This is a genomic window from Rhodococcus sp. NPDC019647, from assembly GCF_044389235.1.
Lineage (GTDB): Bacteria > Actinomycetota > Actinomycetes > Mycobacteriales > Mycobacteriaceae > Rhodococcus_F > Rhodococcus_F oxybenzonivorans.
In genome coordinates this window covers 562,338-584,919 of the sequence record NZ_JBIRXS010000001.1, presented here as the reverse complement: position 1 = coordinate 584,919, position 22,582 = coordinate 562,338, and the positions used below count along the sequence as shown (strand labels likewise).

The following is a 22,582-nucleotide window of genomic DNA, read 5'->3' as shown; positions in this document are numbered from 1 at the left end:
GACCCTTGCCCACAGCGTTACATATATTATATTATTTTCACTCACATGTGGTGCGAGTCCTTTCCGATCGCACCTGGCCAGAAGGTGGTGTCGGAGTGCTCAGTAGTTCAGCGCATTCCACGGTGGACGCTCGGCCGGAAATCACGTCGTCGTGGATGCGTTCGCAGTTGTCGGGTCTCGACTGCGATACGACGCCGAAGCTCGACAGGATCGACATCGCCCCGGACGGGTGTCTCCGACGCGCCGCGGCTCCAGTTCTGGATCGCGTCTGCCGCGAGTTCCAAGGTGCGCCGTTGGTCTTCGTCCTCGCAGACCACGATGCCCGGATCCTAGATATCCGGCACGCCAGTCCAGCCGTCCGCGACGCGGTCGACTGGATGGGCATCGAGCCTGGAATCCGGCTGGCCGAGGACGAGGTGGGAACCAACGCGGTGGGCACCGTCCTGGAAGCCCGGCAACCATTACTCGTCCACGGCCCCGAACACTTCATGTCCGCGTTCCACGAGTTCAGCTGCTTCGGGCAGCCGATCATTCATCCGATCACGCGACGACTCGAAGGCGTTCTCGACGTCGGAGGCGGCGCAGGCGAGGATCATCGGTACTTCGCGCCGATCGCCCAGCGGTTGGTCGGGGAGATCCAAGACCGGCTGGCGCTGAGCACCCCTATCGCGCAACGAAATCTGCTGGCGGCCTTTCATTCCGCGGCACGGCGGAAGGAAAGGCCGGTGATGGTGCTCGGCGAGGGGATGGTGCTCGCGACCCCGGCGGCCCTCGACCTCCTCGATCCCGCTGACCATGCGGCCGTCCGAGCCAGCGCCGGCACCGGTCGCACAACTGCCGTCACCAATCGACTGACGCTCGAGTCCGGCCGAGAAGTGGAGTTCACCTGCACTCCGGTCGATGGCGGGAACGGCGTCCTGGTCGATTTCGCCACGACGAGAACGAGCCCGAAGCCGCAACCACGAACACCGGTCGAGGAATGGCCGCTTCTCGTCGTCGGAGAAACCGGCACCGGCCGGACGACCGAAGCAGTGCGGGTGGCCGGACCGGGCGGGGCGATCGTCGACGCCGCTGACGTGGTGCACAGGGGTGAGCAGGCCTGGGCCGTCGGACTCGACCGGCAGCTCGAGCAGGATGGTGCCGTCGTGATCATCGAGAACGTCCACTTCCTCACCGACTCGATGGCCACACTGGTTGCCCGCCTCATCCGGGGCACGCGGCGACACGTCGTCCTGACCTCGACGAGTGCGAATAACGACGCGGGGATCCACCCCTCCCTGGTTGGGCTCTGCGCCGCCCGACGTGAACTCGCTCCGCTCCGTCGGCGCCGCCACGAGATCCCCGGGCTGGCGCGGCGGATGCTGGCGAAGGAAGCCGTGACGTCCGACCTGCGCCTCACCTCGGCGACACTGCAGGTCCTGGCAGCACATCCATGGCCGGGCAACCTCGCGGAACTCCGGCGGGTGATTCACGCCCTGGCCCGGACCCGCTCGGCCGGAGACATCATTCCGACCGACCTTCCCGCACCGTACCGGGAAGTCGGCACACCCCTGTCACCCATTCGACATGCCGAACGGGAAGTGATCGTCGCGGCGATCGAAGCGGCAGGCGGCAACAAGCTCAAGGCCGCTCAGTCACTCGGGGTGAGCCGGTCGACTCTCTACAACCGGCTCCGGGTTCTCAAGATCGCCTGACCGCTCCTGTCCTACATCCGGCCCAGCTGTGCCAGTCGCTCCTGGGTCGGCGAACCGTCCTCGGCGGAGTTGAGCACCAACTGCTGCTCGGGCGCGCCCGAGTAGCGGAAGATTTCCCAGTCAAGGGTCAGTTCACCGACGACCGGGTGATTGAGCACCTTGACGCCGAAGTCCTGGCGCGCCACGTTTCTCGCCGCCCACCATTGTCCGAACTGACGATCGGCGATCGTGAGTTCACCGACGAGCGCGGACAGGGCCGGATCGGCGGGATTGATGGCAGCCTCGCGGCGCAGGATCGCCACACACGACCGCGCGACCGCCGTCCAATCGGCAAACAGCTCCCGCATCCGAGCGTCGGTGAAGATGAGCCGCACATAGTTCAGTTCGTGCGGAGCCATCGCATCGAAATCGGCATACACCTTGGTGGCCAACGGGTTCCACGCCAGAATGTCGGTCCGTGGCCCCAGGACGATGGCGGGGGTGTCGGTGAGCTGGTCCAGTAGCCGTCGCACCTGCGGGCGTACCCGGCTGCCGCCGGTGCGCGACTGTGCCGCCGGGCGGGGCGTCGACCGGTGGGTGGCGTGATCGGCCAGACTGTCGAGGTATTCGGATTGGTCCGAGTCGAGTTGCAGCGCTCGCACCAGCGCGGCGAGCACCTGCTCGGACGGGACGAGCCGCCCCTGCTCGATCCGGGTGTAGTAGTCGGTGCTGATCGCGGCGAGCTGCGCCACTTCCTCGCGCCGCAGCCCGCTCACCCGGCGGCGCTGGTCGAGGTCCTGCAGGCCGACGTCGGACGGCGACAGCTCGCTGCGGCGGGTTTTGAGGAACGCGCCGAGCTCACGAAGGTGTGGGGCCTGGTGTACCGGACTGGGCATACAACGAGGCTAGGTCAGGGGCGCGGATTTATCCTGGGAAAGATCGTTCCCAGGATAAATGTCTCCCTTCCCCGGTTCCTCTGGAACTCCGAGACTAGGTATCGAGCGATCCGGAATGTGGATCGGAATTCTCGAACTACCACGGAGGCACAATGACCACTAAAACCGATGTTCGGTTCACCAGCAGCGGCCTTCAGCTCGCGGGCCACCTCTACACCCCGGCCGAGGCAGACGGGCGGCTCCCCGCGATCGTCGTCGGACATCCCATGACCGGTGTCAAGGAGCAGACTGCGGCACTGTACGCACAGCGCCTCGCCGATCAGGGATTCATCACCCTGGCATTCGACGCCGCGTACCAGGGTGAGAGCGAGGGCGAGCCGCGCGGACTGGAGGATCCGTTCCAGCGCGCGGAGGACTTCCGTAACGCGGTGACCTACCTGAGCGCCCGCGACGACGTGGATCCGGAGCGGATCGGCGTCCTCGGCATTTGCGCCTCGGGCGGATACGTGCCGTTCGCCGCGCAGACCGACCACCGCATGAAGGCCGTCGCCACCGTCAGCGGCGCGGACGCCACCTGCTTCTTCCGGGTGCCGGATCCGGAGGCCTTCGCGAAGCTGGTCGATCAGGCAGGCGCGGCGCGGACTGCGGAGGCGAAGGGCGAGGAGATCCCCATGGTTCCGGTGCTGCCGGACTCGGTGGACGCGTCGACGCCGAAGGCCGTCGCGGAGTTCTTCGACTACTACAAGACTCCGCGCGCACAGCACCCGCGGTCGATCGGGAAGTTCGCGCTGCGCAGCGTCGACCAGCTCGACCAGTTCGACGCCTACGCCGGGGTCGCGAAGATTGCGCCCAGGCCGCTGCTGATGATCGCGGGAACCGAGGCCGAGACCAAGGGATTCAGTGAGGGCGCGGTTGCGGCCGGCGGCGAGACCGCCGAGCTGTTCGAGATCGAAGGCGCCACCCACGTCGACCTGTACGACGTCGACCAGTACGTCTCTCAGGCAGCGGACAAGCTCACCGAGTTCTTCACCAAGAACCTGGCCGGATAGCAGTCGCGACTGTCACCGGTCGAGTGTGACCGTGCCCCGGCCCCGACCGGGGCACGGTCACATATCACTGACGGCGCAGCCCTGGGGGACGGCGATATCAGGGCTGAATGCCCATCTCCGGGCCGATGTACTCCCGCACGCGAACTGCCTTACCGTCACGCGCTTCGACGATCTGGACGAGGTGCAACTTGACCGGCTGGCCGCCCATCTCCAGTTCGACGGACGCCTCGTTGAAGAAACCCTTCTCGGTGAATGTGATGCCCTCGGGGCGGAAGTCCGGAATCGGACCGTCTCCGGCGCGTTCGTAGACCGCGGCGACAGCCTCGGACACCGAGACCCACTTGTCGTCGGCGCTGTGCCATACGGGGCAGTCCTCGACGCAGATTTCGAGGAACAGGTCGATGTTCGCCAGGGCTTTGACCCAGTTCTCCGAAAGTTCGATGGTCGCCTGGTCTGGGGTGCTGCTCATCTGTGATCGGGCCTTTCCGTCGGATTCACTGCAGGTGATCTGCATCACCCATGCTGCCCGCGCTTGAGCCGATCGAGTGTCCAGATATCTGGACACTGCGCGAAAGACTCTGAAGCAGAGTCACCTTCGTCAGGAAACCCGTTCGATGAGATTCACCTTGACGTGGTCCGGTCGCGCGAGGGTGCGGTCGGGCACGAGTTCGACCACCGCCTTGACGCCCAGCGCCGACCGGACCCGCTGCTCGATCGACGAGCGCAGGTTGTCCTGCTGCTCGGCACCGAGTCCGTCGGAATACTCCACGACCAGCATGAGCGGCTTCTGGGTCGAATGCCCCTCGAAGTCGACGCGGATACGCATCTCGCCAGTGGTGGCCGGCGCCAGCTCCGACACCAATTGCTTGACCGCGGAAGGAAAGAGGTTGATGCCGCGCACAATCAGCATGTCGTCGGTCCGGCCGACGCACCGCACCTTGTACCCGGTGCGGCCACACGCGCAGTCGGTGCCGGTGACCACCACGTGATCGCGGGTGCGGAACCGCAACAGCGGCGACGCCTGCCTGCGGAGCGCCGTGTACACCAACTCCCCCTGCGCGCCGGCCACGGGCGCGACGATCTCGTCCGTCTCCGGGTCGATCAGCTCGGCCACTATCAGATCCGGGGAGAGGAAGTGCATTCCGTCGCCCGCGTGGCACTCGCCCCAGTAGATGCAGGCTATGTCAGTGCCACCCAACATCTCCCGCGACGTGGCGCCCCACAACGACTCGAGCTTGCCGCGAACGGCCGGCAGGCCGCCGCCGGGCTCGCCGCCCACGCTGATCGCGCGCACACCCAAATCCCCGGCCTGCATGCCGAGAATCGCCGGCGCCTCCTCGGCCAGATATGCCAGGAAGTTCGGCGTGCCTATCAGCGCGTCGGGCCGCTGGTCTGCCTGCACACGCAAGAGTCGCTCCGCGCCCGCCTCCGCGCCGATCGGAATGTCGACGATGCCCATGTACTGCGCCATCTGCACGACGGGGATCCCGCCGACGAAGCCCTTGCTCATACCGAACCCGTGCAGCAACCGGTCGCCGGGGCGAAAACCGTTGGCGTACAGCGCCCGCGCTCCGAGCTCGCACCAGACGTCGACGTCACGCCGCGTCAAACCGACGTAGGACGGGCTACCGGTAGTACCCGAGGATGCCTGGATCTGCACAATGTCGGCGGCCTCGGCCGCGACGTGGCTGCCCAGCGGCGGCGTGGCCGCCAGGCTGTCCCGCAGTTCCTGCTTTTCTGTGAACGGCAGGCCCGCGAGGTCCTCCACCGTCCGCACACGCGTGACGTCGACAGAATGCTCGGCGAACTTCGCCTTGTAGAAGTCGCTGTGGGCGGCCAGATACTCGAGTTGCTCGCGCAGCAGACGGTTCTGCAGATCCGCAGCGTCGCCGGGTGCGAGCGACTCGACCGCGCTCCAGTGCCGTGCCGAATGGGGAACAGCCATGGTGTGATCGCTCTTTCTATGCGAATTCGGCCCGGATGGCGTCGGTGTGCGCACCGAGAGCCGGCACGGCGCCGCTGCGCACCGGCCAGCCGTCGGCCACCGCGGGCGGCAGCAGCGCCGGCACCGGACCGGTCGGGGTACCCACCTCGCGCCACCGTCCCCGTTCGACCAGCTGCGGGTGCTCGGCCAGGTCGCGCACGCTGTTGAGGCGGGCGTTGCCGATCCCCGCGGCGTCCGCGGTCTTCTGGATCTCCGCCAGCGTGTGCTCGGCGCACCACGCCCCCACGACCGCGTCCAATTCGTCACGCGCCTCGACGCGATTGTCGTTGTGCGCGTATCGGGGTTCGTCGGCGAGTTCCGGTCGGCCGATCATCTCGGCGAGGCGCCGCCACTCGCGGTCGTTGGTGGTCCCCAGTACCGCGGTCTGCCCGTCAGAAGTGGGGTACGCGCCGTAGGGCGCGATCATCGGTGAGCCCATACCCACCGGAACCGGCTCGGTGCCGGCATGGATGACCTGGTTGAGGGCGAACCCCATCATCTCGGCGACGGTGTCCAGCATGGCGATCGGGATGACCGCTCCGCGCCCGGTCCGCTCCCGGTCATAGAGGGCGGCCAGCACCGCGGAGTACGCGTACAGCGCCGTGCCGACGTCGGCCACCGGGATGCCCGGCTTGGCCGGATGTCCCGGTGCACCGGTGATGCTGCAGGACCCGCCCTCCGCCTGGATGAGCAGGTCGTACGCCCGCTTGTGGTCGAGGGGACCGCCCTTTCCGTAGCCGGAGACGTCCACGACGATCAGGCGCGGAAAGTTCCGCGAGAGTTCCCGGGTGCCGATCCCCAGCCGGTCGAGCGCGCCGGGCGCGAGGTTGCTGACCACGACGTCGGCGGTGGCGAGAATGTTCCGGAAGATCCCCATGTCGGCTGCGGACTTGAGGTCCAGCGCCGCCGACTCCTTACCGTGGTTCAGCCAGGTGAAGTGCGCGGACATCCCGCCGACCACGGAGTCGTAGGCGCGCGTGGAGTCGCCGAAGCCCGGGGCCTCCACCTTGATGACACGGGCCCCAAGGTCCGCGAGGTGGCGCGTGCAGAGCGGCGCCGAGATGGCCTGCTCCAGTCCGACCACGGTGATGCCGGCGAGCGGCCCCTGCGTTTCCTGTTCGGTTCCGGTCACGAGAACTTCGGCTCCCGCTTCTCGCGGTGCGAGGACACGCCCTCGACCACGTCGGGACCGCCGAAGCCGTAGAACTCCAGTCCCAGCGACGCGTCGAAGATCGGCATGGCCTGCCGGTACCAGCCGTTGAGGGCCATCTTGGTGCCCTGGATACCGGCCCGGGAGCCGGCGGCCAGCTTCCGCGCGATCTCCATCGCCCGGTCCTGCACCTGGTCGTCGTCGACGCATAGCGACACCATGCCGATCCGCTCCGCCTCCTCACCGGTGAGCACCTCGTTGGTGAGCAGGTGGTACTTGGCCTTCGCCATGCTCGTCAGCAGCGGCCAGCAGATGGCCGCGTGGTCCCCGGCGGCGACACCCAGCCGGACGTGGCCGTCGACGATCTTGGTGCGGCGTCCCGCGACGGAGATGTCGGCTAACAGCGCGGCCACGAGGCCGGCACCGGCGGCCGGTCCGTTGATTGCGGAGATGATCGGCTGCGGGACCTCGATGATGTTGCGCACCAGGTCGCGTGCCTCACGCATCACGCGCGTCCGCGACGAGTAGTCGCCGATCATGGCCTCGACGAGATCGAAGCTGCCCCCCGCCGAGAAGGCCCGCTCGCCGGCTCCGCGAATGATCACGGCGCGCACCGACTGGTCGAGCCCAATCACCGGCCAGATGTCGGCCAGCTCGCGGTGCGCGTCCGGGCCCACCGCGTTGAGGTTCGGCCCGTCCAGCATTATGCGGAGAATGCCTTCTTCCGGGCGGTCTACCTTCACGGACGTGAAGTCCTCGTAGCTGGTCACTGTTGCTTCCTTCCTGGAAATTCTCGGGTCGATCGGTGCGCCGGCGATTAGATCAGGCGCCGACACCCCACCGCGACGCGACATCCGCGGTCGCGACCGTGCCCACCCGCGGGATTTCGGGTTCGCGAGCGGGTGTACCGCTGAAACGCGGCGCGGGCATCGGATGCAGGACACCGCCGACAGTCCGGTACACGCCGCGCTGGGTGTTGTGGGGATCCACCGCGGCTTCGTCGAACGTGAGCACCGGGGTGACACAGGCATCGGTACCGGCGAACACCTTCTCCCATTCGTCACGGGTGCGGCGCTCGATCGCGTCGCCGATGAGCTTGCGCAGGTGCGGCCACGACGCGCGATCGTTCTGGTCGGGCCAGTCGGCGGTGTCGGGGCCGAGGCGCGAGACGAACTCCCGATAGAAGTCGGGTTCGAGTGCACCGACGGCGATGTATCCGCCGTCGGCGCATCGGTAGGTGTCGTAGAACGGTGCTCCCGAGTCGAGGAAGTTCGTCCCCGGATCATCCGAGTAGAGGCCCGCGGCGCGCAGGCCCTGCAACTTGGCGGTCAGGGCCGCGACACCGTCGACCATCGCCGCGTCGATCACCTGCCCCCGCCCCGTGCGCGCGGCGGAGACCAGGGCACACGCGATGCCGTACGCCCCCATGGCGCCGCCGGCCGCGTAATCACCGAGCAGGTTGATCGGCGGGCGCGGCGCACTGTCGGACCTCGCCATGGCGTGCAATACGCCGGACTGCGCCACGTAGTTGATGTCGTGGCCGGCGTCCCGTGACCGCGGCCCCGTCTGTCCGTATCCGGTCAGCCGCACGTAGACGAGGCGCTCGTTGCGTGTCATCACCTCGTCCGGTCCGAGCCCGAGCCGTTCGGTCACGCCGGGGCGGTATCCCTCGATGAAAATGTCTGCGGCCTCGGCTAGGTGCAGCACACTCTCGCGTCCGGCCGGGTCCTTCAGGTCGACGGCCACCGCGTCGACGCCCCGGTTGACCACGTCGACGTCCTCGGTCAGACCGTCCGTCTGGCTGAGGGCGCGAGCCGACCGGTTCGGTGGCCGCACCACCCGCACCACGTCGGCTCCCATGTCGGCGAGCAGCATCGAGACGTACGGCACCGGGCCCATTCCCGCGAGCACCAGTGCCCGGACTCCAGCCAGCGGACCGGTCATCGTCACACTCCTTCGTCGGTGGGGCTCAGTACGACCGCGGCAGGCCGAGCACCTGCTGCGAGACGTAGTTGCGCACCATCTCCTGCGAGAACGGCGCGTTGCGCAGGAGTCGCACCTCCCTCCACAGCCGCTCGATGTGGTACTCCTTTGCGTACGCGTAGCCGCCCAGCGTCGAGAACACCCGGTCGCACGCTTCGAAGCCGGCCTCGGCACCGAGGTACTTCGCCGCCGCGGCCTCGTGCCCGCACTCCTGCTTGTCGTCGAAGAGTTTCGCGGCGTGCATCGCCATCCGCTCGGCCGCCTCGAGACGGATCCACGAATCCGCGAGCGGATGGGCGACGGCCTGGTTCTGGCCGATCGGGCGATCGAACACCACCCGGTTCTTCGCGTACTCGGTGCCGATCTCGAGGGCCGCGCGACCGAGGCCGATGCCCTCCATCGCGACGACGATGCGTTCAGGGTTGAGTCCGTCGATGATGTAGTAGAAGCCCTTGTCGACCTCGCCGACCACGTCCTCGTCGGCCACAAACAGGTTGTCGATGAACAGTTCGTTGGTGTCGATGGCCGCGCGGCCGAGCTTGTCGATCTCGCGGATCGTGACGTGCTTGCGGTCGAGTTCGGCGAAGAAGATCGTCATCCCGTGCAGCGGCTTGTCGTCGCGCCGCGGCGACGTGCGGGCCAGCAGCAGGATGCGGTGTGCGTTCTGGGCGTTGGTGATGAACACCTTCTGGCCGTTGATGACCCAGCCGCCGTCGACCTTGGTCGCCTTGGTCTTGATGCGCGAGGTGTCCACGCCTGCGGTCGGCTCGGTGATGCCGAACGCGGTGAGCATCTCACCCGAGGCCAGCTTGGGGAGATACTTCTTCTTCATCTCCTCCGAGCCGTACCGGACGATCGGCGCCGGCGGGAAGACGTAGAAGTGGATCGCCGAGCCACCGCTCATGCCGCCACCGGAGGACGCGATCTCGCCCATCATCACCGCGGCCTCCTGGAGGCCAAGACCGATCCCGCCGTACTCCTCCGGGATCATCGCGCCGAGCCAGCCCCCGTCCGCGAACGCCTTGATGAAGTCCCACGGGTATTCGTGCTTGTTGTCCTTGTCGAGCCAGTAGTTGTTGTCGAACTTCCGTGCCAGCTCGCGAGTCGCCTTGCGGACGATGTCGATATTGCTTTCGGTGTCGAAATCTGCCATCTCAATACTCCTAGTCTTCGCCCGCGTACACGGGAATGTCCTCGAGCGGCGTCGCCGGGTCGAGCGACGACATGTCGCCGATCGGGGCACCGATGAACCGCGACCGGATGGCGCGGCGCATGATCTTTCCGTTCTTCGTCTTCGGCAGCGTCGGCACCGCATACACTTCGGGCGCAAACGATTTGCCCGCATTCGCCAGCGCCGTCGCCTGCAGATCTTCGTTGTCGACGCCGTCGGCGCGCAGCACCGCGAACGCCACCGCACGCTGACCGCGCATCTCGTCCGGCACGCCGATCACCGCAACCTCCGTGATCCGGTTGTCCCGCAGCAGGGCCGCCTCGATCTCGGCGGGCCCCACGCGGCGCCCGGAGAGCTTGATCGTGTCGTCCGAGCGGCCGTGGATCCGCCACATGCCGGCATCATCGACGCTCGCGAGGTCCCCGTGCACCCAGACGCCGTCCCAGCGACTCCAATAGGTGTCCAGGTAGCGGTTCCGGTCCTGCCAGAAGGCATGCGTCATCCCGGGGAACGTGTTGAGCACCGCGAGTTCGCCGATCTGGCCGACGACGGGCTTGCCGTCGTCGTCGAGCACGGCCGCATCGACGCCGGGCAGTGGCCCGGTGAACGCCGCGGGTGCGGCGGGAAGGAACGGGTAGCCGACGAGGATACCGCCGCCGACCTCGGTGCCGCCGCTGTAATTGACGATCGCGCGCTCTCGCCCGCCCACCTCGTCGAACAGCCACCACCAGGTCGGCTCGTCCCAAGCCTCCCCGGTGGAGACGAACGTCTTCAGGGTCGGCATCGCCGGAGCGCTGCCGTCACCCGCCGCCTTGAGTGCGCGTGCCGCCGTCGGTGCGATGCCCTGCACGGTGACGCCGTTACGGTTCACGATCTCCCACATCCGATTCGGTGTGGGATGGGTCGGCAGGCCCTCGATCATCACGATGGTCGCGCCGAGCTGCAGCGGACCGGTCATGAGCATCGGGCCCACGAGCCAACCGAGGTCGGTGATCCAGGAGACAACGTCGTCGGCGTGTACGTCGAAGCCATAGGCGAAGTCGACCGCAGTCTTGGCCGCGAAACCGCCGTGCGAGTGCACAATTCCCTTCGGCCTGCCCGTGGTGCCGGACGTGTAGACGATGGCCAGCGGGTCGTTCGACTCGGTCTCGGCGGTCGGCACCGGCTCCGGATCGGCAGCCAGTTCGTCGAAATAGACGTCGCGACCTTCCTGCATCGGCACGTCGGTTCCCAGGTGCCGGACCACCACGACGGAGCGCACCGTCGGTGCCTGCGCGAGTGCGGCGTCTGCGGTCGCCTTCATCTCCACGACCTTGTCGCGGCGCGTCGTGCCGTCGGCGGTCACCAGAAGGACGGCGTCCGAATCCTGTAGTCGCGTGGCCAGGGCGTCTGGCGCATATCCACTGAACGTGGGCACCGCGACCGCGCCGATCATCGCGATCGCGAGGAAGGCCACGGCGGCCTCGGGCACGACCGGCATGAACAACACCACCCGATCACCGCGGCGCACTCCCAGGCCCGCGAGGTGCGCCGCGAACCGGCTCACCTCCGCCGCGAGTTCTGCGAAGGTCAGCGTGCGCCGCGCTCCCCCGTCGCCCTCGTAGACAACCGCGGTCTTGCCGGCGAGGTCACCGCGGGCGTGCCGGAGGGCCGCCAGTTCGGCCACGTTGATCCGGCCACCCGGGAACCATCTCGGGAATTCCTTGCCCTCGGACTCGTCGAGAACCCGGTCGAACGGCACCGAGAACTCGACGTCGAGGTCGGCGAGCGCCTCGCGCCAGAACCACTCGGGATCGGCGACGGCGCGACGGCCCAGCTCGGCGACGGCGGCGGCATCGTCGCCGAAGCCCCAGCTCTTCATCGCCGCGAGCAGCCTCGCGCGCTCACGCACCGCGGGGGCGGGAACCCAGGCCATCTCTTCGGGCTGGCTACTGATGCCCATTTCCGTCTTCTCCTCGTCTGGGACTGTCGGTCGTCCGGTCGGGGTGTGTGATCAGGCTTGTTCGTCGGCCGACTTCTTGAGCATCAGGCCGACGCGGGTGGCGTCGCACACGATCTCGTCGCGCTGGTTGATGCCGTAGTGGCGGAAGGTGACGATGCCGGAGTCATTGCGGCTCTTCGATTCCCGGGCCGACACGATCTCGGTGCGCACGTGGATGGTGTCACCGTGGAACACCGGCTTCGGGAACTTGATCGAGTCGAAGCCGAGGTTGCCGAGGGTGGTCCCGTACGTGGTGTCGTGCATCGAGATACCGGCAACGAGACCGAGGAGGAACAGGCTGTTCACCAGACGCTGCCCGTGGATGGAGTTCTTGCTGTACTCCGCATCCAGGTGTAATGGCGCCATGTTCAAGGTCATCGTGCTGAACATGACGTTGTCGGTTTCGGTCACGGTGCGGCGCACCTCGTGATCGATGACCATTCCCGGTGCGAATTCCTCGAAGTACAGACCCGGCATGTGACGTCCTCTCTCTCGAGCGACCGACGAGTAGGACCGCCGGTCGCTGCAGTGCGTATCCTCACAATAGAAGAAATATATTATGCACGCAACTACCGATGTTTTGTGCCTGATGTATTCGCAACCTGTTAACTGGATGAATAGTATATGATGTACAACACAGAAGGTTGATGGCGTGATCTCGACAACAAGATTGAAGGACACCCTTACGTGAACAACACTGAAGAACACCTCGTGGCTGACCCCGTGCCCACGAAAGTCCCTCGGTCCGAACCGGCAACCGAACCGCGCAAGCTGACGGCGTGGGGCATCACGGGAATGCTCGTGGTGCTCTACCTGATGAACGCGTCCGACAAGGCGGTGTTCGGCCTCATCGCCCAACCGCTCAGCGAGGACCTCGGGCTCAGCGCGTCACAGATCGGCTTCACCGGCAGCATGTTCTTCCTCGCGTTCAGCTTCGGCGGCTTCTTCGCGGGGCCGATCAACAAGGTCCTCGCCCTCCGGTGGTCCATCGCGATCATCGCCGTGCTGTGGGGCGTCGTCATGCTGCCGCTCGTCGTGTGGTCGACGTTCGCCGTGTTACTCGCGAGCCGGATGCTTCTCGGCCTCACGGAGGGCCCGACGTCCGCGTTGCTGCACACCGCCGCCTACTCATGGCATGCGCCCGCGAAGCGGGGACTACCGAGCGCACTCATCATCAGCGGAAGCATGCTCGCCAAGATGGCCGTCGTCCCGATCCTCGCGCTCGTGGTGGCCGAGTACGGGTGGCGGGCAGCCATCATCGTGCTGGCGTTCGCGACGACGCTGTGGTGCATCCCGTGGCTGCTGACCTGGCGTCCCGGCCCGTACACCGTGGGTGGCAAGCACACATCCATGGAGACGACCACCGACAGCGAGCCTCCGGTCGCCTGGAAGCGCCTGCTCACCTCTAAGACCTTCGTGTCCGCCGTCCTTGTCGCAATGAGCGCCTACGCGCTCATGACCGTTGTGCTCACCTGGTTGCCTTCGTACTTCGAGCAGGGATTGGGATACTCCCGCCTCGAGTCGGGCACGTTGTTCGCCGCGCCGAGCTTCGTCGGGCTCGCGACGCTCGTCGGCGGATCCTGGCTGAGCGATCGCGGGATCAGCCGTGGCCTGTCGATCCGCCTGGTCCGCGTGGTCGTGCCGTGCGTCGGCGTCATCGTCGCCGGCGTGCTGCTGGTGAGCCTGCCGGCCCTGGGGTCTCCACTCCTCGCGGTGTGCGCCGTGTCGGTCGCGTACGGGCTGGTTGTCGCGATATTCCCGCTACTCAATGCTGCCGTGATCGCGACGTGCCCGCCGCGCCAAACCGCCGGTGTCATCGGCGCCTTCTTCGCGATCCAGGCAATCGGAGGGATCATCGGGCCGTGGTCGATGGGGATCGTGGTCGACGCCTCGGCTACGAAGATCGACGGATACCAGGCGGCATTCCAGTGCTTGGGCATCGTGGGTGCCGTCGTGGCGATCCTCGCGCTGATTCTCGCCGACCCCGCGCGTGATCGCGAGCGCCTCCGCCTCTCCCGCTGAGCCGCACGCTTACGCAATGTGCCCAGCACTTCTGGCGACCGCCAACAGTGCTGGGCACAAACGACTAATTTCCAGACCGTGATCGCTCGGGCCGGTTGACCCATTTCGCCAGTCGATATATTATGTTTTCTGTGCTTGCACTGGCAAAGACATCTCACGTCCAACGATCGGAGCGTGTCCAGATGACTGCGTCGAGCGCTGCCCCGGATGTCAGCCCTGAAGAATGGCGACTTCGCGCACGTTGCCGCGGCATGGACATCACCGTCTTCTACCTCGACGACGACACTGCGAAGCCCCAACCGCAGCACCTGCGCAGGGCGAAGGATGTTTGTCGACGGTGCCCAGTGATCGATGAATGCCGCCAGTACGCCATCCATTTTGGCGAACAACACGGAGTGTGGGGCGGATTGACTCCGCGCGAACTCGGGGCTGCCAGAAAGTGGAGTCGCTGGCAGCGGAAGCCTGGATAAGTCTGTAAGGAGTGCCGACACGGAGTAGTTCGATCGGTTCAGTCTGCGGGGTTGGGCCGCAATCGGTTCAGGATCGTCGCGATGTCGTCGGCGTGCTCGAGGTCGTACACGGCTTCGATGACGGCCTCCGGGCTGCGTCGTTTACTGTTCCGTCGATGTTGTGGGGAGCGTAACGATCAGTTCGTCGTCGGTCATGTAGGCGACCGAGTCGGGGGAAGGACTGCCCTTGGCGTAGCCGCGTTCGCAGGAGGACGGGTGCCGCGGGTGTAGACCTCGAAGCGTCAGCGGGGCGCTCCGGGCTGAACCCACCACCGGCCAATGAACATTTGTCGTACCTACCTCCGCCACAACTAGCTCCAAAAATGCTGTCGTGGGTGGGCGATCATCGCCGTCCTGCCTTCGCCGGTACCGCTGCTGGAGGTAGCGGCCACCGGAGTGTCGATGGCCACCGGCAATACGGTATTCGGCCGGAATCCCCGCGTCGGTTCATCGAGCGCCGTCCTCTTTCGGCAGTGGAGCCGATGGGGTCGAGTCGAGGAGTTTGTGATGACGCGAGTGCTCGAGGATTCCATAAGTCGGGAGATGATCTCCGTCGATCCGCACATGGCAGCGTGGACCGCAGCGGCAGTGGACGTCTCGCGCGGCCGGCCTCCAGGGCTTCGGCAGTGGAGTAATCTTGTACTCAGCTCGTTCCGCGGGCAACTCAGGCCGATGCAGAGGTGCGCGGCGCGGCGTCCGTCGCCTCAGTCGGCGGGGTGTCGATCGTCCGGTCCCGCTGCACCAGCGCGAGCACTCCCACCAATGCGGCACCAGCGATCGAGGGCACCATGAACGCTATTAGGCCGCCTCGCGGGGTCGCGAATATCGCCCCGAGCTGAGGGCCCAGGATCGCCCCGAGACGACCGATGCCCAGTGTGAATCCGATCGCGGAGCTGCGGCTAGATGCGGGGTAATGCGCGGCAATCACTCCATACATCAGTGTGCTGGTACCGATGGTGCCCACCCCGGCGAAGAACGCAGCAATGAAGATGCCGACCACACCCAACTCGGTACCGTAGGCCAGCGCGCCCAGCGCCGCCGCACCCAGTAGGAAATACGGCACGATGGTCTGCGTCGCGCCGCCGCGGTCGATCAGGATCGCGCCGATGATCGTGCCCACCGCCGCGCCGATCTGCAGCATCATCAGCGCCAGGATGCCCTGCATACCGCCGAAACCCATCTCCTTGGTCATGCTGGGCAGCCAGGTGTTGGGGCCATAGCTCAGCACCTGGGTGCAAAACATGATCAGCGTGAAGATCACCGTCGCCACCAGGTATTTGCGCGAGAGCAGGAGCCGATAGCCACCGCCTGCGTCCGTCTCCTCATGGGCGCGTTGCTCGGCCACGATCCGATCGAAATCCATTCCGAACCGGTGCGCGATTGCGGCCGCCTCGATGTCGCGACCGCGCGCGATCAGGAAGCTAGGCGACTCGGGTAGCCGCCGACACATGAACGGGATCACCAGCAGGAACGTCGCCGCGAGTCCGTACATGACCCGCCAGCTCTCGTCCGGAGGGTTCGAGGCCTTGATCGCCTCGGCGCCGGGGATAATCGCCAGCGCGACCACCGTGGTGAGAATCCCGCCTACCGCGTAGCCGGTCAGCGTAATGCCGTTGAACAGCTGCCGCCGACCCGGCGGCGCGAACTCGTTCGCCAGCGCTACCGCCGACGGAACTACTGCGCCCAACCCGAGCCCTGCGAGTACGCGGGCGACTCCGAAGGTGGTGAAGTTCGGGGCGAGGGCGCACAGCGTGCACAACACCGAGAACCATGAGCCGCCAGCGATCAGCACGATGCGGCGGCCGTACCGGTCAGCCAATGGACCAGCGACAAGGAAGCCCACCATTAGGCCCGCGAGCGTCATGCTGTGAACATTGGCCAGCGCCGCCTTACTCAGGCCCCACTGTTGCATCAGCGACGGCAGGGTGGCGCCGAAGATAATTAGGTCGAACCCGTCGGCGAGGATCGTAATGAAGCAGATCGCGAGCACCATGAGGCTGCTCTGCTGTGACCGAGATTTGTTCATGGCTTCCTTCGAATGGATTGAGCCGGATGAGCCGCGTCAGTTCACGGCCATATGCGACAACCGACGCGCCGTACATGCTCGACCGAAGCGAGCGGCCCCAGAACGTGATCGGCCGCAGGCCTACCCAATGTCGTGGGGCCAACAGCGACGACGGCACGACATCTACCGCCTTCGGCATGCATCAATATAGTTGGGGTGCGGCACAGTCGACACCGACGATCAGAATTCGATTACCGCCTTGCCGCCGGTTTGCAGGTCGAAGTTTCGGTACGCGTCCACCGCGTCGTCCAGCTGCCAGTGGTCGGTGAATACTTTGTCGACCTCGACTTCATGTCGCGCAATGAATTTCGCACAGTCTGCCTGGCCCACCGTGGAGAAGGTGTACGAGCCCATGATGGTCAGCTGCTTCCGAATCATGTCAGGGCTGACGTCCAGGGTAACCGTGCTACCTTCGCCGACGAACGCGACGCTGCCCCATTTCGCGGTGGACTTCACGGCCGCCGCGCGCGCGGCGGGCGCACCCGAGCAGTCCAACGCCTTGACCACACCCTTGCCGCGTGTGAGTTCCTTGATCGCCACGACCGGGTCGGTCTCGGCCGAGTTGATGGTGTGCACCGCACCAAACTCCCGTGCCCGGGCCACCCGCGCGGCTGCAATGTCCACCGCGATCACCTCGGCGCCCATGGCGGTGGCGAGTTGCACAGCCGCCTGGCCGACCGGCCCCTGCCCGAATACCGCCAGCGAATCCTCCGCGTTCACGTTCAACCTCACCAGCGCCCCGAAGGCGGTACCGGTGCCGCACGAAATCGCGGCACCAGCCGTGAAACTCAGCTCATCGGGCAGCCGGACCAGGGTGCGAGCGGGCACCTTGATGTAGTCCGCGTGCCCGCCGTGGGCGGTCGCGCCGTAGATCACGTTGCCGCGATCGCACAGTTGAGGCCAGCCGGTGCGGCAATTGTCACAGAACCCGCACCCGTCGTAGTGGTGCACCATCATCCGGTCACCGATACGGATCACGCTCGGATCGATGGCGGCACCGACCTCGACGACCACCCCGCACGGTTCGTGTCCCCCGATGAATCCGGCGTCGTCACCAACCATGCCGAACGCGGCAAGCGCCTGCCCAGCGGGCGCCCGGTAGAAATGCAGGTCGCTGCCGCACATTCCGGATGCCTTCATCTCGAGCACCACCTCGTCGGGGCCGGGGTGGGGATCCGGGAAGTCCTGGATCTCGAGAACCCGTTCGCCCTTGAAGATCACTCCACGCATCTGGTACTCCTTTGGTTTCTGCAATCATTTGGTTTCTGTATCCCGATTTGTTGCCGGACTACCGCTAATGCGCGGCGGCGAACATCAGGCTCTCCTCGTCGGCCTCGTCCGGGGAGAATTCCGCCGCAATGCTGCCCCCGCGGGCGACCAGCACACGATCCGAGAGGGCCTGGATCTCTGGGATGTATGACGAGATCACGATCACGGCAACACCTTCGTCAGCGAGGGCGCGGATCATGGCGTGAATCTCGGGGATGGTACCCAGGTCCACACCGCGGGTGGGCTCGTCGATGATCGCCACCCGCGGCTTGCGCGTCAGCCCCTTGGCCAGCACGACTTTCTGCTGGTTTCCACCCGAGAGCTCCTCCACCACAGCCTTGTTCGGAGCCAGGGTCCGGACTTCGAACTGCTCGACGAATTTCTTCGCGATCGCCCGGCCCAACCTGGGACGGAACCACAGCGGCAGACGCAGCGCGCTGCACAGATACCCGAGGAAGATGTTTTCCGAGATGGTCAGGTGACCGAAGAAGCCGGATGCCTTCCGATCCTCAGTGATGTACACGATCCCAGCTTTTCGAGCGTGCCGTGGGGTGCGGAAACGGACCCGCTCGCCACCCAGCCACACCGTGCCGCCACGCATGTGCCGACGCTTGACCACACCGCTGATGATCTGTGCGACCTCCGAACGCCCTGCCCCCACCAGCCCGTACAAGCCGAGGATCTCGCCGCCGTAGGCGGAGAAGGACATGCTGCGAACTGCCGGCAGCAGGGTGAGATCCTCGACCTGGAGGGAAGGAAAGATGTCCGGCCTCCGGCTCGACGACTTTCGGCCCATCTCGACGGTGCGGCCGACCATCATCTTCACCACCCGGTCGTGACCGAACTCTGAGCGATTCAAGGTGCCCTGGACCACCCCGTCCCGCAGGACGGTAATCCGGTCCGCCTGCTCGAATGCCTCATCCAACATGTGGGTGATGAAAACGACTCCGATGCCGCGCCGACGAAGACTCTGCATCGACATGAACAACTGCAAGCGCTCCTCCGGGGTCACCGATGCGGTGGGCTCGTCCAGGATCACCACTTTGGCATTGCGGTGCACGGCCCGCGCGATCTCCACCATCTGTTTTTGCCCGATGCCCAGCGCACCGGCCTCGGCATCCGGCCGGATGTGGAAGTTGTGCGATTCGAGCAGTTCGCGGGCGACCACATTCAGAGTCCCGAAGTCGTTGAATGCCCGCTCGTCCCCGAGGAACAGATTTTGCGCCACTGTCATGGATTCGACGAGCGAACCCTCCTGGTAGACCATCGCCACCCCGGCCTCGGTGGAGTCCCGCGGCGCGGCGAAGCGCCGCTCGGCACCCTCGACTTCGAGAGTGCCCGCATCTTGGGTGATGGCTCCCGAGATGATCTTCACCATCGTGGACTTGCCGGCGCCGTTCTCTCCCAGCAGCGCGTGGATCTCACCAGGGCGCACGTCGAAGTCGACACCCTGAACTGCGAAGGTTCCGCCATAGCGCTTGCTGACACCGGTCAATCGGATGACTGGGGTGATGTCGAGGCCAGTGCTGTGCTCGGTCATGAGTGCACCTCCTGTGCAATCTCGTCGGTGTGCAGTCGCAGAACTGAGCCGTGACCGTGCAATGCGGTCACGATCTGGCCGTCAGCGACGGCCACGCCGGTGACTCCGTGCCGGGGACTGTCCACCCGGGCATGTGCGCTCTCCGCGATGCGCCCGGTGTCGTCGAGCCGGAACACCACGCCACAGGACCTGGCGGGCGCCCAGCTCTTGACCTGGCCGAGCACCCGCAGCTGCCCCATCTGCATCGCTTCGGTAAACAGATTCCCGCCGCGCAACTGCGGGACGAACCACTCCTCCCGATCGATCGTTTCGACCATCTCCGACAGCAGTGGCCGCTCATCGAGGAGCATCTCGGTGATCCGGTTCCGCGGGTACGGCGCCACCACCCAGTGGCCATCCGGCACGGCGACGATTCGTCCGGGGTACACCGGTAGGTTGGTCGCTACGGATTGGACTGGCTCGCTCGGATCGCTCAGCGACCGGATCTCCAGGCGGTGAGTCAGGCTCATTGCCACGATCACCTGACCATCGCCGCTGGGGGCGATCCCTGACGGCCAGGCCAACCCCTCAGCGACCACTGAGGCGGCACCGTCTCGTACCCGCACGATCCGTCCCGACGCGTCGCCGGCGAGCAAGGCGCGCGCCCAATCGCCGCGCACATCGGCGGTAGTGGATCCGACTGTGACCAGCAGGTCTCCTCCGGGTACGGCGGTCAGCGCGGTGACACCGCGCGCGACTGCTAGGTCGGCACACTGCGAGGTCACCGCTCCGCTCGCGTCGACCGCGACCAGACCGGTGCCTTCGACGGCCGCGACCACCGCGTTCCCGACTGTCGTGACGGCGGCGATGCGCGCGGCACACCGGGCGATCAAGCGGATACCGTCTCGCTCCAAACGCAGCAACTCACATCCGCTGGAAAGTACGACGGTGCCGTCCGCGGTGACCGTGATGTCGTCCGGAGTGTGCACACCGGCGGCAAGCAGCTCCTCGGCCTCGTCCAGGCGCAGGTTCGGGCGGAGGCCGGTCTCCATCCGGGGCACCGACCGATGCCGCACCCTGTCCGGATTGATCCACTCTTTGATGGTGTCCAGGACCGAACTCATGAGCCCACCTCCGCGGCGGTCCGGGTGCCGAAGGTGCCGGGCACCAGATTGGTGTCGATAGTGCCGATCTCGTCGGGGTCGAGCGCGAGTCGGCCCAACCGATTGTTCGAGACGCCGGCGAAGTAGAGGTAGCCATCCCGCTCGGTCGCGGCTGTCACCATCGGATAGTTCTTCAGGCTCTTGTCCCACTTGACGGCAATGATCTCTCCTTTGTCGGAGAACTTGACGATGCAGGAGACGTTGAGCTGCGGCACCATCCAGTTGTCCAGCGAGACCTCACGCGTCATCCGCCGCCGCACCTCCGGATAGCGGTTGAGCAGATCCGACATCGGAGTCCGCAACGCGACCAGCGGCATCCAGTAGTTTCCGTCCGACGAGCGGTGGATGTTGTCCGGATAGCCCGGCAGATTCTCCAGCACCGGCTCGAGCACGCCCTCCTTCGGTCCGGAGATCCACAGCCGATCGACCCGGCACAACCCCGTGCTGGAGACGAGGATCGATTGGCCGTCGTGCGCGGTGCACACACCGTTCGGGAAGACAAAGTTCGTGGCGACGACCTCCGCCTTCCCGTTCGGAGCTATTTTGATCAGCCGGCCGTTCGGGCGGAACTCCACCAGTTCCAGGAGGAAGTCGGTGGAGTTGTTGCGTACAGAAAAGTCCGAGGCGTAGATCGATCCGTCAGGTGCCACGTCCAGGTCGTCGACAGCGCGCAGACCGGAGTCGTCAACCAACGACAGCGGGCTCCGTGCGACTCGGTTCGCCACCATCTGCGGCTCCCCGTCGGCGTCGATGCGATAGACGCCCATGCCGCCGACCGCCACCAGCATCCGCCCCTCCCGGTCCCATGCGTGCCCGCACGGGAATCCTCCAGTGCGCGAGAATATCTCGCCCTCGGTGTCGTCCGGTCCCCGGAAGCGCCATACCCAGCCGCGCTGGTCACCCGCGTAGATGTTGCCCTCGGGATCGACGGCACACGCCTCGGCGCCCCGGATCTTGCCAAGTCCCACAGGCGGTGCGTCGGTCAACACGCAGTTCGGGGTCCAGACAGTGCCTGGCGCCGTAACATCGGTCAGCGGACCGAGCAGCACGCGCGCGGGATCGATCTTCAGCTTCTCCACCGCACGTCGGCGGTACTTTCCCCATTGCAGGTCGAGGATGGTGAACGCGAGCAGCGCTGCGGCGAGAATCACCGTGTAGTAGTTGAAGTCGAGTCCTTCGGCGATGGTTGCCTGCCGGATGACGGCCACGACGATGACGCCGACGGTGGCACGCAGGACCGACCCGCGACCTCCCTTGAGGCTGACTCCGCCTAGTACAACGGCGGTAAGCACGATGAGTTCCCAACCGCGTCCGATCGCCGCATCGGTGCGACTCAGCCGGGCCGTGGTCAGAATGGCGGCGCTGCCCGCCATCGACCCGGAAAGCACGTAGGCCCAGAACGTCACCGCGCGCACGGGGATGCCGTTGCGGCGGGCGGACCGGCGGTCGGATCCGGTGGCGGTGACCCACCATCCCCAGCGCGAACGAGTAAGCATCACGTGCGCGACAACGAGCACGCACAGGAACGTGAACCACGCTGTCGGGATGCCAATGATCTTGCCGTAGGGGATGGCGTCCCACACCAGCGCCGGGCGTGCGATCCCAATCTGGGTGGTGTGCGCGTTCTGCAGGGCCACTGCTGCACCACCGAATGCAATGAGCGTTACCAGGGTGGTGATGAACGGCCGCATACGCAGGAAGGCGATGAGATACCCGTTGACCGAACCGAGCAACGCACCGAGAACCACGGTCGCAGGGATCACCCATCCCGGCGGCCAGTACCAGACCCGGTCGGAGATCAATGCGAACATCGAGCACAGACCGACTATGGACCCGATGGAAAGATCGATGCCGCCGGCGACCAGCACCACCGTCAGACCGATGGCGAGCAATCCCCATTCGGCGACGTCGTCGATGGCGAGCGGTGCGTTCGCGGTGCCCACATCCGTCGTGGCGATCACTACGAAACACAGCAACAGTGCCAGCACCAACGGCACCGCTCCCTCCATCCAGCGTTTCTCGAACAGATCAGAAACGGTGCGGTAGCGGGCGATCCGATCGGAGGCCCGGCCCCCGGTCATCCGGTAGGCGTCAATTCCCCGGCGAAGCGGATTGGGTCCGCGGCGGAGCGTGGTCGTCGTCATTCGT

The 22,582-nt window shown here is 66.0% G+C and carries 18 protein-coding genes; 4 read left to right on the top strand and 14 right to left on the bottom strand.

Annotated elements, in window-relative coordinates; genetic code table 11:
- The first annotated feature begins 95 nt into the window (after window positions 1-95).
- Complete coding sequence (locus tag ACH49N_RS02885) at window positions 96-1,694, top strand: helix-turn-helix domain-containing protein (RefSeq protein WP_358270198.1); 1,599 nt, start codon at window positions 96-98, stop codon at window positions 1,692-1,694.
- Between the two features lie 11 nt (window positions 1,695-1,705).
- On the opposite strand, the gene ACH49N_RS02880 is transcribed toward ACH49N_RS02885, so the two are convergent.
- Window positions 1,706-2,569 carry a helix-turn-helix transcriptional regulator gene (locus ACH49N_RS02880; RefSeq protein WP_358270200.1) on the bottom strand — a complete coding sequence of 288 codons (864 nt, stop codon included), beginning with the start codon at window positions 2,567-2,569 and terminating at the stop codon, window positions 1,706-1,708.
- A gap of 152 nt (window positions 2,570-2,721) precedes the next feature.
- Between ACH49N_RS02880 and ACH49N_RS02875 the strand changes: the two genes are divergently transcribed.
- Window positions 2,722-3,618, top strand: a complete 897-nt coding sequence (locus ACH49N_RS02875; RefSeq protein WP_358270202.1) for an alpha/beta hydrolase — start codon at window positions 2,722-2,724, stop codon at window positions 3,616-3,618.
- Window positions 3,619-3,715: 97 nt separating this feature from the next.
- Here ACH49N_RS02875 and ACH49N_RS02870 read toward each other — a convergent pair whose 3' ends face one another.
- From ACH49N_RS02870 to ACH49N_RS02835, 8 genes are all read right to left on the bottom strand, one after another.
- Entirely contained in the window at window positions 3,716-4,087 is a 372-nt protein-coding gene (locus tag ACH49N_RS02870) for a nuclear transport factor 2 family protein (protein WP_249353712.1), read from the bottom strand.
- Between the two features lie 129 nt (window positions 4,088-4,216).
- Window positions 4,217-5,563: a phenylacetate--CoA ligase family protein gene (locus ACH49N_RS02865; RefSeq protein WP_358270204.1), complete on the bottom strand. Its 1,347-nt coding sequence runs from the start codon at window positions 5,561-5,563 to the stop codon at window positions 4,217-4,219.
- A 16-nt stretch (window positions 5,564-5,579) separates the two neighbouring features.
- Window positions 5,580-6,734, bottom strand: coding sequence for a CaiB/BaiF CoA-transferase family protein (locus ACH49N_RS02860; RefSeq protein ID WP_358270206.1), 1,155 nt, complete (start codon window positions 6,732-6,734; stop codon window positions 5,580-5,582).
- Window positions 6,731-7,522, bottom strand: coding sequence for an enoyl-CoA hydratase/isomerase family protein (locus tag ACH49N_RS02855; RefSeq protein WP_061043301.1), 792 nt, complete (start codon window positions 7,520-7,522; stop codon window positions 6,731-6,733). The genes ACH49N_RS02860 and ACH49N_RS02855 overlap by 4 nt, the downstream gene beginning before the upstream one ends.
- 52 nt (window positions 7,523-7,574) lie before the next feature.
- Window positions 7,575-8,696, bottom strand: coding sequence for a CaiB/BaiF CoA-transferase family protein (locus ACH49N_RS02850; protein WP_358270208.1), 1,122 nt, complete (start codon window positions 8,694-8,696; stop codon window positions 7,575-7,577).
- Window positions 8,697-8,721: 25 nt separating this feature from the next.
- Window positions 8,722-9,888 (bottom strand): acyl-CoA dehydrogenase family protein, encoded by a 1,167-nt coding sequence (locus tag ACH49N_RS02845; protein WP_109330435.1) that lies wholly within the window; start codon window positions 9,886-9,888, stop codon window positions 8,722-8,724.
- Window positions 9,889-9,898: 10 nt separating this feature from the next.
- The gene (locus ACH49N_RS02840; RefSeq protein ID WP_358270210.1) at window positions 9,899-11,848 is read right to left on the bottom strand and encodes an AMP-binding protein; all 1,950 of its coding nucleotides are present in this window, start codon (window positions 11,846-11,848) and stop codon (window positions 9,899-9,901) included.
- 51 nt (window positions 11,849-11,899) lie between these two features.
- Entirely contained in the window at window positions 11,900-12,568 is a 669-nt protein-coding gene (locus ACH49N_RS02835; protein WP_397504375.1) for a MaoC family dehydratase, read from the bottom strand.
- A gap of 6 nt (window positions 12,569-12,574) precedes the next feature.
- Between ACH49N_RS02835 and ACH49N_RS02830 the strand changes: the two genes are divergently transcribed.
- Together ACH49N_RS02830 and ACH49N_RS02825 are read left to right on the top strand one after the other, a co-directional pair.
- Window positions 12,575-13,909 (top strand): MFS transporter, encoded by a 1,335-nt coding sequence (locus ACH49N_RS02830; protein WP_358270214.1) that lies wholly within the window; start codon window positions 12,575-12,577, stop codon window positions 13,907-13,909.
- A gap of 122 nt (window positions 13,910-14,031) precedes the next feature.
- Window positions 14,032-14,379 carry a WhiB family transcriptional regulator gene (locus ACH49N_RS02825; protein ID WP_397504373.1) on the top strand — a complete coding sequence of 116 codons (348 nt, stop codon included), beginning with the start codon at window positions 14,032-14,034 and terminating at the stop codon, window positions 14,377-14,379.
- A 703-nt stretch (window positions 14,380-15,082) separates the two neighbouring features.
- Here the strand turns inward: ACH49N_RS02825 and ACH49N_RS02820 are convergent.
- From ACH49N_RS02820 to ACH49N_RS02800, 5 genes are all read right to left on the bottom strand, one after another.
- Window positions 15,083-16,444 carry an MFS transporter gene (locus ACH49N_RS02820; RefSeq protein WP_358270216.1) on the bottom strand — a complete coding sequence of 454 codons (1,362 nt, stop codon included), beginning with the start codon at window positions 16,442-16,444 and terminating at the stop codon, window positions 15,083-15,085.
- 219 nt (window positions 16,445-16,663) lie between these two features.
- Entirely contained in the window at window positions 16,664-17,713 is a 1,050-nt protein-coding gene (locus tag ACH49N_RS02815) for a zinc-binding dehydrogenase (RefSeq protein ID WP_358270218.1), read from the bottom strand.
- Between the two features lie 64 nt (window positions 17,714-17,777).
- A complete protein-coding gene (locus tag ACH49N_RS02810; RefSeq protein ID WP_358270220.1) occupies window positions 17,778-19,292 on the bottom strand; it encodes a sugar ABC transporter ATP-binding protein in 1,515 nt (504 codons plus the stop codon).
- Window positions 19,289-20,395: a hypothetical protein gene (locus ACH49N_RS02805; protein WP_358270222.1), complete on the bottom strand. Its 1,107-nt coding sequence runs from the start codon at window positions 20,393-20,395 to the stop codon at window positions 19,289-19,291. Before ACH49N_RS02805 ends, ACH49N_RS02810 begins: the two co-directional genes overlap by 4 nt.
- On the bottom strand, window positions 20,392-22,578 hold the full coding sequence (locus ACH49N_RS02800) for an SMP-30/gluconolactonase/LRE family protein (protein WP_317764239.1): 2,187 nt from the start codon (window positions 22,576-22,578) through the stop codon (window positions 20,392-20,394). The genes ACH49N_RS02805 and ACH49N_RS02800 overlap by 4 nt, the downstream gene beginning before the upstream one ends.
- Between the last annotated feature and the right edge of the window lie 4 nt (window positions 22,579-22,582).